14 protein-coding genes and 2 riboswitches are annotated in these 15,009 nt (G+C 66.8%); of the genes, 13 read left to right on the forward strand and 1 reads right to left on the reverse strand.

Features of this window, described 5'->3' with window-relative positions:
- Positions 1 to 59: 59 nt before the first annotated feature.
- Positions 60 to 176, reverse strand: a riboswitch (SAM riboswitch).
- A gap of 178 nt (positions 177 to 354) precedes the next feature.
- The 9 genes from ACVCMC_RS09810 to ACVCMC_RS09850 all read left to right on the forward strand — a co-directional run bounded on the left by ACVCMC_RS09810 (position 355) and on the right by ACVCMC_RS09850 (position 11,049).
- Positions 355 to 1,101, forward strand: coding sequence for a 2OG-Fe dioxygenase family protein (locus ACVCMC_RS09810; protein ID WP_395116616.1), 747 nt, complete (start codon positions 355 to 357; stop codon positions 1,099 to 1,101).
- A gap of 79 nt (positions 1,102 to 1,180) precedes the next feature.
- Positions 1,181 to 1,534 carry a DUF1304 domain-containing protein gene (locus ACVCMC_RS09815; RefSeq protein WP_447097126.1) on the forward strand — a complete coding sequence of 118 codons (354 nt, stop codon included), beginning with the start codon at positions 1,181 to 1,183 and terminating at the stop codon, positions 1,532 to 1,534.
- On the forward strand, positions 1,531 to 2,214 hold the full coding sequence (locus ACVCMC_RS09820; protein ID WP_447097127.1) for a M24 family metallopeptidase: 684 nt from the start codon (positions 1,531 to 1,533) through the stop codon (positions 2,212 to 2,214). Before ACVCMC_RS09815 ends, ACVCMC_RS09820 begins: the two co-directional genes overlap by 4 nt.
- Before the next feature lie 211 nt (positions 2,215 to 2,425).
- Positions 2,426 to 2,872: a hypothetical protein gene (locus ACVCMC_RS09825; RefSeq protein WP_395116610.1), complete on the forward strand. Its 447-nt coding sequence runs from the start codon at positions 2,426 to 2,428 to the stop codon at positions 2,870 to 2,872.
- A 236-nt stretch (positions 2,873 to 3,108) separates the two neighbouring features.
- Entirely contained in the window at positions 3,109 to 5,238 is a 2,130-nt protein-coding gene (gene fusA / locus ACVCMC_RS09830) for an elongation factor G (RefSeq protein WP_395116608.1), read from the forward strand.
- 268 nt (positions 5,239 to 5,506) lie between these two features.
- Complete coding sequence (locus ACVCMC_RS09835) at positions 5,507 to 7,384, forward strand: potassium transporter Kup (RefSeq protein ID WP_447097128.1); 1,878 nt, start codon at positions 5,507 to 5,509, stop codon at positions 7,382 to 7,384.
- Positions 7,385 to 7,426: 42 nt separating this feature from the next.
- Entirely contained in the window at positions 7,427 to 8,863 is a 1,437-nt protein-coding gene (locus ACVCMC_RS09840; RefSeq protein ID WP_447097129.1) for a sensor histidine kinase, read from the forward strand.
- Positions 8,860 to 9,582 (forward strand): response regulator, encoded by a 723-nt coding sequence (locus ACVCMC_RS09845; RefSeq protein ID WP_447097130.1) that lies wholly within the window; start codon positions 8,860 to 8,862, stop codon positions 9,580 to 9,582. Before ACVCMC_RS09840 ends, ACVCMC_RS09845 begins: the two co-directional genes overlap by 4 nt.
- A gap of 84 nt (positions 9,583 to 9,666) precedes the next feature.
- Positions 9,667 to 11,049 (forward strand): M20/M25/M40 family metallo-hydrolase, encoded by a 1,383-nt coding sequence (locus tag ACVCMC_RS09850; protein ID WP_447099483.1) that lies wholly within the window; start codon positions 9,667 to 9,669, stop codon positions 11,047 to 11,049.
- 39 nt (positions 11,050 to 11,088) lie between these two features.
- On the opposite strand, the gene ACVCMC_RS09855 is transcribed toward ACVCMC_RS09850, so the two are convergent.
- Positions 11,089 to 11,655 carry a manganese efflux pump MntP gene (locus ACVCMC_RS09855; protein WP_395116598.1) on the reverse strand — a complete coding sequence of 189 codons (567 nt, stop codon included), beginning with the start codon at positions 11,653 to 11,655 and terminating at the stop codon, positions 11,089 to 11,091.
- A gap of 33 nt (positions 11,656 to 11,688) precedes the next feature.
- A riboswitch (yybP-ykoY riboswitch) is annotated at positions 11,689 to 11,828 on the reverse strand.
- A 136-nt stretch (positions 11,829 to 11,964) separates the two neighbouring features.
- Here ACVCMC_RS09855 and ACVCMC_RS09860 point away from each other — a divergent pair.
- The 4 genes from ACVCMC_RS09860 to ACVCMC_RS09875 all read left to right on the forward strand — a co-directional run bounded on the left by ACVCMC_RS09860 (position 11,965) and on the right by ACVCMC_RS09875 (position 14,980).
- Positions 11,965 to 13,359 carry a M20/M25/M40 family metallo-hydrolase gene (locus tag ACVCMC_RS09860; RefSeq protein ID WP_447097131.1) on the forward strand — a complete coding sequence of 465 codons (1,395 nt, stop codon included), beginning with the start codon at positions 11,965 to 11,967 and terminating at the stop codon, positions 13,357 to 13,359.
- 151 nt (positions 13,360 to 13,510) lie between these two features.
- Positions 13,511 to 13,861: an HVO_A0114 family putative DNA-binding protein gene (locus ACVCMC_RS09865; protein WP_447097132.1), complete on the forward strand. Its 351-nt coding sequence runs from the start codon at positions 13,511 to 13,513 to the stop codon at positions 13,859 to 13,861.
- 121 nt (positions 13,862 to 13,982) lie between these two features.
- The gene (locus tag ACVCMC_RS09870; protein ID WP_447097133.1) at positions 13,983 to 14,516 is read left to right on the forward strand and encodes a hypothetical protein; all 534 of its coding nucleotides are present in this window, start codon (positions 13,983 to 13,985) and stop codon (positions 14,514 to 14,516) included.
- A gap of 74 nt (positions 14,517 to 14,590) precedes the next feature.
- Positions 14,591 to 14,980 (forward strand): hypothetical protein, encoded by a 390-nt coding sequence (locus ACVCMC_RS09875; protein WP_447097134.1) that lies wholly within the window; start codon positions 14,591 to 14,593, stop codon positions 14,978 to 14,980.
- The last annotated feature ends 29 nt before the right edge of the window (positions 14,981 to 15,009 follow it).

A 15,009-nucleotide genomic window follows, 5' to 3' on the forward strand; every position in this document is an offset into this window, starting at 1 on the left:
GCGGGGGACCGGAGTGGCCGCCGCCCGTGACTCGGCGGCGCAGGCCGCGAAACGGGTGACGCCCATCTACCGGCAGGTGCACCGCGCACCTCCGCAGGAGTTGGCACCTTGACGGAAACGCTCCGCAGGTTGCCCCGGCTTCAAAGGGCCTGTCCCTCAGCCGGTCTCGATGAGTGGACGGATGGTGGCGCCTGGAACGCCTTGTGTCAATAGACGTCTAAACATCTAAACGTTTATATGGGTGGGTGACATTCCGTTGCATTTTCGAGCGATGGCGGCGGGCAGTGCCCGCCCTACGGGTTGCGCGATCGGCGCACTGTCCGGCTGCGGGGGATGCTGCTACCGTGTCGCCCCATGACTCCCCCTCTCGACCGCCCCGCCTTGCAGGCCCGCCTGCATCGCGACGGCTTCGCCTTCGTCACCGCCGAACACATGCGCCAGTTGCTGCCGATGCCGGAGATGGACGACTGGCCGGCCTTTCGCGCCAGCTGGAACGACTTGGCACCCGACACCTACCTGGCGGCGGTAGGTCGGCATCGCAGCCGGCGCCACGCCACGTTCGCGATCGAGCCGGACGGCACGCTGCAGCGCCAGCCGCACCAGCCGCACTGGCAGAGCGCGCGCTACAACCCGTTGCAGGGCGACATCCAGCGCTGGTTCCTGCCGATCCGGCCGGCGCTGGCCGGTGGCGCCAGCATGCGCTGCATCCTGCAGTTTGCGCATGCGCTGTTCGCCCCGATGGCGGCCGGCGGGCCGCGCCGCTGGCATGTCGAGACGCACCAGTTCCGCATCGAGGCGCGCGCCGACGAGCCTGGCGAGCCCACCCCGGAGGGCGTCCACCACGACGGCGTCGACTACGTGCTGGTGCTGCTGATCGACCGCCAGAACATCGAGAGCGGCACCACCACCATCCACGCCGATGACGGCGCGCTGCTGGGCAGTTTCACCCTGGCCCATCCGCTGGACGCGGCCATGGTCATCGACGCCCGCGTCAGCCATGGCGTCACCGCGGTCACCCCGATCGACCCGGCGCAAGCGTCGCATCGCGACGTGCTGGTGGTGACCTTTCGCGCTGCGGCGCCGGCGTCCCCCGGCGCCTGAGCGCACCTCGCCGGCGGCCATTTGCGCCATCGAATCGGCCGCTGCGACAATCACCGAACGGCCTCATCGCGAGCACGCCATGCCCCTCGTCGCCAACCTCCTGATCGTCCTGATCGCGCTGCTGCACCTGTGGTTCCTGATCCTCGAGATGTTCCTGTGGACGCGACCTTCCGGTCGCCGCGCGTTCGGCCTCAGCGAGGAGTTCGCCGAACAGTCGCGTGCGCTGGCGGCCAACCAGGGGCTGTACAACGGCTTCCTCGTCGCCGGGCTGATCTGGGGCGTGTGGCTGGGTCCGGACGGGTTCGCCATCAAGGTGTTCTTCCTTGGCTGCGTGCTCGCCGCGGGCGTGTTCGGCGGGCTCACCGCGGCGCGCAAGATCCTCTGGTTCCAGGCACTGCCGGCCGCGGTCGCGTTGCTGCTGGTGCTCGCTTGAGCCGCGCGCAGGGCACCACCCGGGAAGCGGTGGGGGCGCGCTTTGATCCGGCGCTGATGCTGCGCGCCCGCGAGCGCAGCTGGGCGGCGCTGCAGGCGATTCGCGCGCGCATGCAGCCGGGCATCAGCGAACCCGAGGCGGTGGCGCTCGCCCACGAGGTGTTCGCCGAACTCGGCAGCGAGCGGTTGTGGCACCGGCCGCTGATCCGCATCGGCCGCAACACCACCAAGGGGTTCCGCGAACCTTCCGAGCCGGGCGTGCGGCTGGGCGAGAACGACAGCTACTTCATCGACCTCGGACTGGTCTTCGACGGCCACGAAGGCGACGTGGGCGATACCTTCGTGGTCGGTCACGCGCCGCAACGCCAAGCCTGCGCCGACGCGGCGCGCGCCCTGTTCCGGCAGGTGGCCGACGCCTGGCGCCACGACGGCCTGAGCGGCCGCGCCCTGTACGCCTTCGCCGCCCAACGCGCCGCGGCCATGGGCTGGCGTTTCAACCAGGCGATCAAGGGCCACCGGGTCAGCGATTTTCCGCATGCGATCCACCACGGCGGCGACCTCGGCGACCTCGACCGCGTGCCGGCCAGCGGCCTGTGGATACTGGAGATCCAGCTCGCCCACCCGAGCGAACCCTTCGGCGCCTTCCACGAAGACCTGCTCGAGGGCAACCGCCTGAGCTGAGGGTCGCGCCGGTCACAAGCTGACGCATCGCGTCGCTGGCCGCCGGCAGCGCGACCGGCCGAGGCAGGCGCAGCCTGGGCCGGCGCTGCCCGCGCTGGCGCGGCCGGCGGCGTGGACAAGACTTTTGGCACCGCTCGTGCATGAGCCAAGGCAGGCAACGCGACGCGCCCCATTCGCCGGGTCGTCGCCACTGGGGAACGAGGACACGCACATGCTGGCCACTACAACCGACTCCGCCGATACGTCAGATCGACACGACCAGACCGTGCGCCGCTTCATGGAGCACGCCCGCGCGGTCGCCGCCGGCGAAGCCGAGGGCGACGTGTTCACCTGGTTCCTGGCCGGCGAATACCAGTGGGAAATGGAAGCCGCCGGCACCTGGCTGGTGGAATCGCCGGCAAGCCGGTTGTCCGTGACGGAGAAGGACACCATGCGCCACTTCATGTCGTGCATGCCGGCGATCCGCGACGCCATCCTGGACGGCCGCAAGGCCGCCGCACGGCGCAACGACAGCTCACTCGCGCCCGAATGGACCGACTGGCTGGAACTGGCCGCGCTGCCGAGCTGGAACGACTTCACCATCCGCACCGCGATCCTGCTCAGCCAACTGGGCGAACCGGCGCGCAACGACCCGCACTACGGCATCGTCGCGGGCTGAGCCTGCGCCCCCTCCCCGGCTTGCGGGGGAGGGTCGGGTGGCTCGCTCCCGGCAAACGAGGAGCGAGAACAAGAACCTCATCCCCTCACCCTCCCCATCCCCGGGGGAGCGGCAGCGCGTGGCGCACCGCCACCCGTGCCCGGCCACGCCCTGATCCCTGCACGTCCCTCCTCGCTACAATGGGCGGATCGCCGGTCGCATCCTGCGCTTCCGGCCCTCTCCAATGGACGCGCGTCATGGCTCGCAGCAAACCTCTGCAACGTTTCCGCAACATCGGCATCATCGCGCACATCGACGCGGGCAAGACCACCACGACCGAGCGCGTGCTGTACTACACCGGCCGCAAGCACCAGATCGTCAACACGCACGAGACCAAGGACGGCAAGGGCTCCACCACCACCGACTACATGGAGCAGGAGCGCAAGCGCGGCATCACGATCCAGTCGGCGGCGGTGACCACGGAGTGGAAGGGCCATCAGATCAACCTGATCGATACCCCGGGCCACGTCGATTTCACCATCGAGGTGAACCGCTCGCTGCGCGTGCTGGACGGCGCCGTGGTCGTGTTCGACGGCGTCGCCGGCGTGGAGCCGCAGACCGAGACCAACTGGCGCCTGGCCGACCAGTACCACGTGCCGCGGCTGTGCTACGTCAACAAGATGGACCGCATCGGCGCCAACTTCGCGCACTGCGTGAAGGGCATCCGCGAACGCCTGAACGCGCCGGCGCTGCTGTGCCAGGTGCCGCTGGGCAGCAGCGACGAGTTCTGCGGCATGGCCGACCTGGTCGCCGGCGTGGCGCTGATCTGGCAGTCCGACGACAAGGACAGCAAGTGGGAGACGGTCTCCTTCGAGGAGGCGCAGCAGCGCCTGAAGTTCGCCACGGCCGCCGACAACGAGTGGCTCTCGCAACTGCCCGCGCTGCGCCAGGAGCTGCTCGAACACGCGCTGGCGATGGACGATGACGCCTTCGAGCGCCTGATCGAAACCGGCGAGCACGACCCGGAAGTGCTGAAGAAGTGCATCCGCACGGGCTGCGTCAGCGGCAAGCTGGTGCCGGTGCTGTGCGGCTCCTCGTACAAGAACAAGGGCGTGCAGCAGCTGCTGGATGCCGTGGTCGACTACATGCCCTACCCGGGCGAGAACGGCGGCATCTCCATCGTCGACGAGGACGGCAACGCCATCGGCGAACAGCCGGTCACCGACGATGCGCCCGCGCGCGCGCTGGCGTTCAAGGTCATCAACGACCAGTTCGGCACGCTGACCTTCTGCCGCATCTACTCCGGCGTGATCCGGAAGGGCGACACCCTGCTCAACGTCACCCGCGGCAAGAAGGAGCGCGTGGGCCGCATCGTCGAGGTGCAGGCCGACCACACCCGCGAGATCGACGAGACCCGCGCCGGCGACATCTGCGCCTTCGTCTCGATGAAGGAGACCGAGACCGGCGACTCGCTGAGCGACCCGGCGCACCCGGCCCTGCTCGAACGCATGCGCTTCCCCGACCCGGTGATCAGCGTGTCGGTGGAGCCGAAGAACCGCAACGACGTCGACAAGCTCTCCACCGCGCTCTACAAGATGGTCAAGGCCGACCCCTCGCTGCGCATGGAGGTGGACCAGGAAACCGGCCAGACCGTGCTCAAGGGCATGGGCGAGCTGCACCTGGAAATCACCATCGACCGCATGCGCACCGAGCTGGGAGTGGAAGCGAACATGGGCAAGCCCAAGGTCAGCTTCCGCGAGGCGTTCGGGCAGACGGTGGAGCACACCTACACGCACAAGAAGCAGTCCGGCGGCTCCGGCCAGTTCGCCGAGGTCACGATCATCTTCGAGCCGGGCGAGCCGGGCTCGGGCGTGGTGTTCTCCGACGAGGTGGTCGGCGGCCGGGTGCCGCGCGAATACATCCCCGCGGTGCAGCACGCGATCGAGGTCGAATCGCGCCAGGGCCAGGTGGCCGGCTACGAGGTGGTGGATTTCAAGGCGCGCCTGATCGACGGCAAATACCACGACGTGGACTCCTCCGCACTGGCCTTCGAGATCGCCGGGCGCGCCTGCTTCCGCGAGGCGCAGAAGCTCAGCAAGCCGAAACTGCTCGAACCGATCATGAGCCTGGAGGTGGTCACCGAGGCGAGCTACCTCGGCGACATCATCGGCGACATCAACCGTCGCCGCGGCAGCATCTCCGACCAGGGCCAGAAAGGCACGTCAGCCTTCGTGCAGGGTTTCGTGCCGCTGTCGGAGATGTTCGGCTACATCAACTTCCTGCGCTCGGCCACCAGCGGCCGCGGCAACTTCAGCATGATCTTCGACCACTACCAGGAAGTGCCCGCCAGCATGGTGGAGAAGCTGATGGAGAAGGAGGCGAAGTAGGTCCGACAGCCGCTGCGGCGAGAACCACCGCGACACATGGAGCAGGCCCGGGAGCTGGCATCCCGGGCCTTTTCGTTGGTGGCTGCTCGCGGCGACCACGGCAATTTTTACGCGAATTTTATGCCGTCAGCGCGTGGCGCTATGCCGCTGTTACGGCCCGACGCCCAGACTGCGCGCCTGATCCATTCCAGGCAGTGCAGATGTTTCACCTCGTCGTTCTTCCCGTCGCACCGGCATCCGCCGGGCCCATCGCCATCGGCCATGGCGCATGAACAACCCGTCGCAAAGGCGCCGGCTCGCCGCCCTGGCACTGGGCGCCGTGGGCGTGGTCTACGGCGACATCGGCACCAGCCCGCTCTACACGTTGAAGGAAGTGTTCGGCGAGCATGGCGTACCGGTCACGCCGGCGAACGTGCTGGGCGCGCTGAGCCTGGTGTTCTGGTCGCTGATCATCGTGGTGTCGATCAAGTACGTGCTGTTCATCATGCGCGCCGACAACAACGGCGAAGGCGGCATCATGGCCTTGCTGGCGCTGGCCCAGCGCAGCGCGCGCGACGTGCCGTATCTGCGCATGGGCCTGATCGTGCTCGGCCTGTTCGGTGCCGCCCTGTTCTATGGTGATGGCGTGATCACGCCGGCGATATCGGTACTGTCGGCGGTCGAGGGGCTGAAGGTCGCCGCACCGGGGCTGGAGCCCTGGGTGCTGCCGATCACCGTCGGGGTGATCATCGGGCTGCTCTGGCTGCAGAAGCACGGCACGCATCGGATCGGCGCCGTGTTCGGCCCGGTCTGCGTGATCTGGTTCATCAGCATCGCCGGCCTCGGCGTGCTGGGCATCGCGCGCCATCCGGAGGTTCTGCGGGCGCTCAGCCCGACCTACGGCATCGACTTCTTCCTGCGCAACCACGCCGAGGCGTTCTTCGCGCTCGGGGCAGTGGTGCTGGCGGTTACCGGCACCGAGGCGCTGTATGCGGACATGGGCCACTTCGGCAGGCGCCCGATCCAGTTGGCCTGGTTCAACTTCGTGCTGCCGGCGCTGGTGCTGAACTACTTCGGCCAGGGCGCGCTGATCCTGCACGACCCCGCCGCGGTGGCCAATCCGTTCTATCACCTGGTGCCGCGCTTCATGCTGTATCCGATGATCGCGCTGGCCACGACCGCCACCGTGGTTGCCTCGCAGGCGGTGATCTCCGGCGCGTTTTCGATGACGCGCGAGGCGATGCAGCTGGGCTACATGCCGCGCATGCGGGTGGTGCACACCTCGTCGGAGATGGCCGGCCAGATCTATGTGCCGTGGATCAACCGAATCCTGTTGATCCTGATCGTGGCGGCCGTGCTCGGCTTCCGCTCGTCGGACAACCTGGGCGCTGCCTATGGCATCGCCGTCACCGGCACCATGGTCACCACCACCCTGCTGGCACTGGTGGTGGCGCGCTACCAGTGGCGCTGGCGCCTGCCGGCCGTGATCGCCACGGGCACTGCCCTTCTCACGGTGGACGTCGCCTTCTTCAGCGCCAACCTGGTCAAGGTGGAACACGGCGGCTGGTTTCCGCTGGCGCTGGGCCTGTGCGTGTTCGCGGTGATGACGACCTGGCGCCGCGGACGCGAACTGGTGGTACGGGAAATCCAGCAAGGCGGCGTGGCGTTGGCGCCGTTCATCCGCAACCTGGCGGATCATCCGCTGGTGCGCGTGCCGGGCACCGCGGTGTTCCTGACCGCCAATGCCGAGGCGATTCCCAGCTCGTTGCTGCACAATCTCAAACACAACAAGGTGCTGCACGAGCGCAATGTGCTGCTTACCGTCGAGACACTGGATACGCCCCGGGCCGAACCTCCGGAACGACTTGAATGGACTGCGCTGGGCCAGGGCTTCACCCGGTTGCGCCTGCGTTTCGGTTTCAGCGAGGACCCGGACATGCCGCTGCGACTGGCACAGTGCGGCCATCACGGCCTGCCGTTCGACATGATGGATACCACCTTCTTCCTGTCCCGCGAGACCGTCGTGGCCGGCCGGCATGCCCACGGCATGGCGGCTTGGCGTGACCGCCTGTTCGCCTTCATGGCGCACAATGCGCTGTCCGCGACCGCGTTCTTCCGGATTCCCGGCAACCGGCGCATCGAACTGGGATCGGAGGTGGAGATATGACACCACATCGGCCATCGACCCATCGCCGGGAACACCCGTCGCATGCATGAGCCGGCGCCACGCCGCCCGCACGACGCGGCCGCGGCCGCGGCCGACTACCTTTTCGCCACCGCGGTCACGCTGGCGGCTTTTGCGCTGACTTTCGTTGCCGACCGCTACCTGTCGATCGCCAATCTCTCGCTGATCCTTCTGACCGGCGTGCTCGCCGTCGCGGTACGCAAGCGCATGGCGGTAGCCGTCTATACGGCCGTATTGTGTTTCCTCGGCTACAACTTCTTCTTCACCCGCCCGCGGTACACGCTGGCCATCGCCAACGGCGACGACGTGCTGGCGATCGTGCTGTTCCTGATCGTCGCGCTCGTCTGCAGCCGCATGGCCACCCGGCTCTCCGACCAGATCGCCTCCCTGCGAACCGCGCAGCAGCGCACGCGCACGCTGTTGCAGCTGGGCAGGCAACTGGCCACCGCCGCCGGTGCCGCGGCGATTCGCGAGGTCGGCGCTCGCGCATTGACGCAGGCGGTCGGCGCAACCGCCCACATCAACCCTGACGAGCAAGCATCCGCCGTCGATCGGAACGGTGAGTCCGGCGGCGAGTGGGTGGTTCCGTTGACCGTCGGCGCCCACGGCCACGGCACGGTGGTGTTTGCCACGCGGGGTTCGGACGAACCCGATGCCGAGCGGCGCGAGCTGGCCCTCGCGATGGGCCAGGACATCGCCCTGGCACTGGAACGCGCCCGCCTGGGGCACGAGCTCGAGCAGGCCCGCGTGCAGGGCGAAACCGAGCGGCTGCGCAATGCCCTGCTCTCCTCCGTCTCGCACGACCTGCGCTCGCCGCTGGCTTCGATGATCGGTGCCGCCGACACCCTAGCCATGTACGAAACGCAGCTGCCGCGGGACGAACGGCAGGAGCTGCTGCAGTCGATCGTGCATGAGGGCCAGCGGCTGGACCGCTACATCCAGAACCTGCTGGACATGACCCGGCTCGGCCATGGCGCGCTCAAGCTGCATCGCGACTGGGTCGATGCGACCGAAGTGCTGGTGACCGCCACCGACAGGCTGCGCCGGTTATTCCCGGCGCTCGCCGTGCAGACCGCGCTGCCGCAGGAGACGGTACTGCTCTATGTGCACCCGGCGCTGATCGAGCAGGCGCTGTTCAACGTGCTGGAAAACGCCGCACACTTCTCGCCGCCCGACGAGGCCGTGCGCCTGGAGGCGGCGGTGATCGGCGAACAGCTGCAGATCGAGGTGATCGATCACGGGCCGGGCATTCCGCCGGATGAGCGGGCGCGCATCTTCGACATGTTCCATTCGGTCTCGCGTGGCGATCGCGGCAACAACGGCACCGGGTTGGGCCTGTCGATCTGTCGCGGCATGATCGGCGCGCACGGCGGCAGCGTGGAAGCGCTGGCCACCGCTGGCGGCGGCACCACCATCCGCATCACCCTGCCCCTGCCACCCGCACCGGAGAGCAGCGCTTGAACACTTCCGCGCCACGCGTGCTGGTGATAGACGACGAGATGCAGATCCGTCGCTTCCTCGACATCGGCCTGCGTGCCGGGGGTTATCAGGTACTGCAGGCGGCCAACGCTGCCGAAGGCCTGGCCCTGGCCGCTACCCAATCGCCCGATCTGGTCATCCTCGACCTGGGCCTGCCCGACCGCGAAGGCCATGAAGTGCTGGCCGAATTGCGCCAATGGAGCTCGGTGCCGGTGCTGATGCTGTCCGTGCGCAGCGCCGAGAGCGAGAAGGTGCGCGCGCTGGACAACGGCGCCAACGACTACGTGACCAAGCCGTTCGGCATGCAGGAACTGATGGCCAGGCTGCGTGCCCTGCTGCGCCACCATCCCGCCACCGGCGCGGCCGACGTGCCGCCGCGGTATGACGACGGCCATCTGGCGATCGACCTGGCCCGTCGCGAAGTCAGCCTCGATGGCAAACAGATCGCGCTGACCCGCAAGGAGTACGCCGTGCTCTCCCTGCTGCTGCGCCATGCCGGCCGCGTGATCAGCCAGCAGCAATTGCTGCGCGAGGTGTGGGGGGCGACGCATGTGCAGGACACGCATTACCTGCGCATCGTGCTGGGCCGCCTGCGCCAGAAGCTGGGCGATGATCCCGCCGCGCCACGCTGGCTGAAGACCGAGCCGGGCATAGGCTACCGTTTCCTGGACGGCAGCGGCGACGAATCCGCACCCAGCTGAAATCCTTGCCGCCACTGGCTGATGGGCGTGCACTGGCGGATATACTCGGCGTTCAACGCCACTGCCTGGAATGCCGCCATGTCGATGCGCCACTTGTTGCCCTGTGTTGGCCTCGCGTTGGCGCTTGTGCAACCTTCCAGCGCAGGCGCCGAAACCACCGCACAGCTGATGCCCGAAACCATGGCCATGCTGCGCCATGCCATCGCCGCGCAGACGGTGGAAGGCAAGGGCCAGGTGCCGGCATTCGCGCGCTATCTCGCCGGCAAGCTGGAATCGGCCGGCTTCGCCAAGTCGGACATCGAGGTCATCCCGGTCGGCGAGACCGCCGCGCTGGTCGCGCACTACCGCGGCAGCGGCAAGGGCAAGCCGATCCTGCTCTCGGCGCACATGGACGTGGTGGCGGCCAACCCGAAGGACTGGAGCCGCGACCCGTTCACGCTGATCGAGGAGAACGGCTACCTGTACGGCCGCGGCACCTCCGACATGAAGACCAACCTCGTCACCCTGGTCGCCACGATGATGCGCTTCAAGCGCGAGGGCTTCGTGCCCGGCCACGAGATGATCCTGGTGTTCTCCGGCGACGAGGAGACCGCGATGGCTTCCACCCGCGAGCTGGCCAGGCGCTACCACGACGCCGAGTTCCTGCTCAACGCGGATGCCGGCGGCGGCACCTTCGACGACCAGCTGAAGCCGGTGGACTATGAAATCCAGGCCGCCGAGAAGACCTATGCGGACTTCCTGCTCACCGTCACCTCGCCCGGCGGCCATTCCAGCGAACCGACGCCCGACAACGCGATCTACCGGCTGGCCCAGGCGCTCGATCGCGTCGCCGGCTACGCCTTCCCGGTGCAGCACAACGAGATCACCCTGGCCTCGCTGAAGGCGGTGGGCGAACACAGCCACGGCCCGCTGGCGCAGGCCATGCTGCAGTTCAGCGCCCACCCCGACGACGCCCGGGCCGCGGCGGTCATCTCGGCCGACCCCGCCTACGTCGGCCAGCTGCGCACCACCTGCGTGGCGACCATGCTCGACGGCGGCCACGCACTCAACGCCTTGCCGCAACGCGCCAGCGCCAACATCAACTGCCGCATCTTCCCCGGCACCAGCGTCGCCGCCGTCGAGGCCACGCTCCACCAGGTGGTGGCCGACCCCAGCGTGAAGATCACCGTGCAACAACCGCCGCCCGTGCAAAGCCCGGCTTCGCCGCTGCGCGAGGACATCGTGGCCGCCGTCACCGCCACCGTGCACGAGCGCTTCCCGGGGCTGGACGTGGTGCCCGGCATGTCCGCCGGCGCCTCCGACAGCCTGCACTTCCGCAACGCCGGCGTGCCCAGCTACGGCGTCTCGCCCAACTTCGGCAAACCCGGCGACAGCTTCGCCCACGGCCTCAACGAAAAACTGCTGGCCTCCGAGGTCCCGGCCGCGCTGGATTTCTGGCACAGCCTGCTGACGAAGCTGGCGAAGTAAGCCGCTCGGCGCGACCGTGCCAGCGGGGTGGGCGTCGCCTCACCCGGCCAGGTGCTCGTACAAAATCACCACGCCCACCCCGATCAGGATGAAACCGCCGATCATCTCCGCGCGCTTGCCCACCACCTCGCCCAGCGCGCGACCAAGCATGATGCCCAGCGTGACCATGCTGAAGGTGCACAGGCCGATCACCACCGCGACCACCGCGATCGGCGTATCGACGAAGGCCAGCCCCACGCCCACCGCCAGCGCGTCGATGCTGGTGGACAGGCCGGTGATGGCCAGCCCGACGAAACCGTGCCGCTTCGCTTCATCGACCGGCTCGTCCGGCTCGGGCTTGAGCCCGTTCCAGATCATGTGCAGGCCCAGTGCCAGCAGCAGGCCAAACGCGGCCCAGTGGTCCCAGGCCTCGATGTAGCGCGAAGCGCCCTTGCCCAGCAGCCAGCCGACGACCGGTGTGATCGCCTCGATCACGCCGAAGATCGCGCCGGCACGCAGCGCCTGGGACAGCCGCGGGCGCGCCATCGCCGCGCCCTTGCCGATCGCCGCGGCAAACGCATCGGTGGACATGGCAAAGCCAAGCAACAGGATGGAGACGGGGTTCATGAGCAGCCATTCGGTCGGGCCAGGCGCAACGGCACCACGACGCGCCCGACCTTCGTTGCGCCGTGAGCCGTTGGTCTCGCCAACCAGGATCGGTGTCTTCGCCACGGCGGATGGACGCCGAGCATGTTGACGAAGACGCCTCGCCGCAGCGAGGCAGGCTACTCCCCAAGGGGTAATGCGCCGCCGATGGCACCAGCCGCGCGGCGGCAAGCTTAGCACGATGGCGCGGGCACCCAGGCGGCAGATGCACGCGCGCGGGCCGCCGCGCATACTCGGTGCTTCGTTCATGACGTCGACAGGGGATCTCGCATGAAGGGACCACGAGCACTCGGACCCGCCGCGGCCACGCTGGTTTTCTGCGCCGGCATCGGCATGGCCCATGCCGGCAGCGCCGCCGAGGCACAGCCCGAAACCATGGCCATGCTGAAACACGCCATCGGCATCCACACCGTCGAAGGGCAGCACCAGGTGCCGGTGCTGGCCGCGTATCTGGCGGACAAGCTCAAGGCCGCCGGTTTCCCCGCCGGCGACGTCGAGATCATCCCGGTGGGCGAAACCGCCGCGCTGGTCGCACGCTACCGCGGCACCGGCGAAGGCAAGCCGATCCTGCTGTCCGGGCACATGGACGTGGTGGCGGCGAACCGCAAGGACTGGACCCGCGACCCGTTCACCCTGATCGAGGAAAACGGCTACCTCTACGGCCGCGGCACCGCCGACATGAAGACCGCGGTGGTGGTGCTGGTCGAGACGCTGATCCGGCTCAAGCGCGAAGGCTTCCAGCCGCGCCACGACCTGATCCTGCTGCTGTCCGGCGACGAAGAGACCGCGATGGCCTCGACCCGCGAACTGGCCAGGCGCTATCACGACGCCGAATTCCTGCTCAACGCCGACGCCGGCGGCGGCACCCTCGACGCCGAGACCGGCAAGCCCTTGCTGTACCAGATCCAGGCCGCCGAGAAGACTTATGCGGACTTCCAGATCGCCCTGACCTCGCCCGGCGGGCACTCCAGCGAACCCGGCGCGGACAACGCGATCTACCGGCTGGCGCGCATCATCGACCGCGTCGCCGCCCACCAGTTTCCGACGGAAAGCAACGAGATCACGCTCGCCTCGCTGCGTGCCCTCGGCGCCCACATCCCCGGCCCATTGGGCGCGGCGATGACCCGCTTCGCCGCCCATCCCGACGATGCCGCCGCGGCGGCCACCATCTCCGCCGACCCCGCCTACGTCGGCCAGATCCGCACCACCTGCGTGGCAACCATGCTCAACGGCGGCCACGCGCTCAACGCGCTGCCGCAGCGCGCCAGCGTCAACATCAACTGCCGCATCTTCCCAGGCACCTCGGTCGACAGCATGCGCGACACCCTGGTCAAGGTGATCGACGACAAGTCCGCCAGCGTGACCCGGCAGTCGTCCACGCCGGTGGCCAACTCCGCCTCGCCGTTGCGCCCGGACGTGATCGCCGCCGTCACCGCCGCCGTGCACCAGCGTTTCCCGGGCGTGGACGTGGTGCCGAGCATGTCCGCCGGCGCCACCGACAGCAAGCACTTCCGCAACGCCGGCGTCCCCAGCTACGGCATCGATGCCGCCTTCACCAAGCCCGACGACACGTTTGCGCATGGACTCAACGAAAGGCTGCCGGCTTCGGAGGTCGAGGCGGGGCTGGAGTTCTGGCATCGGGTGCTGACGCAGCTGGCGAAATGAGGTAGATAGCAGAGCTGGCGTAATGTCGGCTCCCGACCGTAGCGAACACTCGAAAATTCACCCTGACCCGGGTTTCTGACCCGGGTTTCTCACAGCAACTGCCAGAGGATTTCTTCAACGAAGTCGACCGCGTACTTGAGGAAATGAAGTCATGAAAAAGCTGGTCATCGGCATCGCCTCCCAGCAAGCCATCCGCGCCCGCGCACTGGCCGTTGCACGCGGCGATCATCGGCCACGCCCCGGCGAGCCGAAGGTCTGGTTCACCTCCATGCGCTCGCTGGCCGAAGTGTTGTCCGACGACAACCGCGCGTTGCTGCGTGTCATCCGGGAACAGAAGCCCGCGTCACTGAGCCAGCTCGCGGAACTCACCGGCCGCGCACCCAGCAATCTTTCGCGAACGCTCAAGACGATGGAACGCTACGGCCTGGTCGAGATGCGCCGTACGCTGCGCAACGTGCAGCCTGTAGCCACGGCCAGCGAGTTCGTGATTCAGGCCGCGTGAGGTCGACGATTTAAATGAACTTGACCTCTTTGTTTGGCCGACCTTGTTTTCAGAGCCTAAGCAGGACGATTACTGATCGACTTTTCTACAGCTAGGTTAGCTACCAATAAGGGAGAAGGTATTGTCCACAATTACTGTTCGATCAGAAACCCAACGCAATGCAGTTGCCAACGAGGTTTCTGCACTAATCGCCGTCGTGCGCCCGATTTTAGAAGGCTTACTCCATAGCCTTAAAGAAGATGTGACTGAAGAAGTCGGCGGCCTCAACGACGTTAAGCTGAAATTGCTTCCCCGACTATATCGCGCCGGTGACGGAGACTGCGGAATCTGCTTTGAATACGCGGTCCACGACGCCGTAATGAGGAGAGATGCGGACGTCCTGCAGCGTGTCGAAGACGCCTTGAAGCAATGTCGTGTTCCCGGCACTGCTTACCAGTCAATACTTTTCGGGGCCGAGAAGAAGGGGGCTAGCCAGCTCATTGCTACAGCCGAAGAACTATTGACTGATGACTCACGTCTTCTCACTGGCAAACGCTCACAGCCACCGAAGTTGAAGGGTTATCTGAACACTCTTGCTGCCGCATTTCGCCGCCCAACGACTCGTTTATCGCTCCCAACGAGTATCAACGGACTCTGGAAGGCAGACCTTTTTTAGGCACAAGTGACGGTGATAGATACGTAGGAACCACCGTCAAGATCAATCAAGCACAGTTAGAGGCTGCAAACGGCTTGCGCGTCGGCATTGTCCCGGCGAGCCAAGGCGGATCAGATCGCATCAGAAAAGATGAAAAGCGAAATCTAATTGTCTGCCCGCTCCCTTACGACCAGTCATTTATGGAGGTATTTTTCAGCGCGTGGGGGATAGTCCAGCAGTTCGTTCATGCAGATGCTCAGATGCCCAAGGATGTGGCGCTACCCATCCCTTCACACCGACAGGTTTGTCGAGAACTAGTGACTCGCCGCGAATTTCCGGTCGTTGACGTGATCCAAGCTCTTCTGCCGCTTGCGCAACCGGAGTTGCTTATTACAGACAAAAGTACGCAGAAGCAGACGGTGATTGGCTCCGGCGCTCTGCTTCTGGATGGTCTTATTTCACCAGTACCGCGGCGCGTCAGCTGATAGTTAGTAATTTAAGCGGGATCTCGACT

The sequence above is a fragment of the Rhodanobacter sp. UC4452_H20 genome (genome assembly GCF_052978205.1).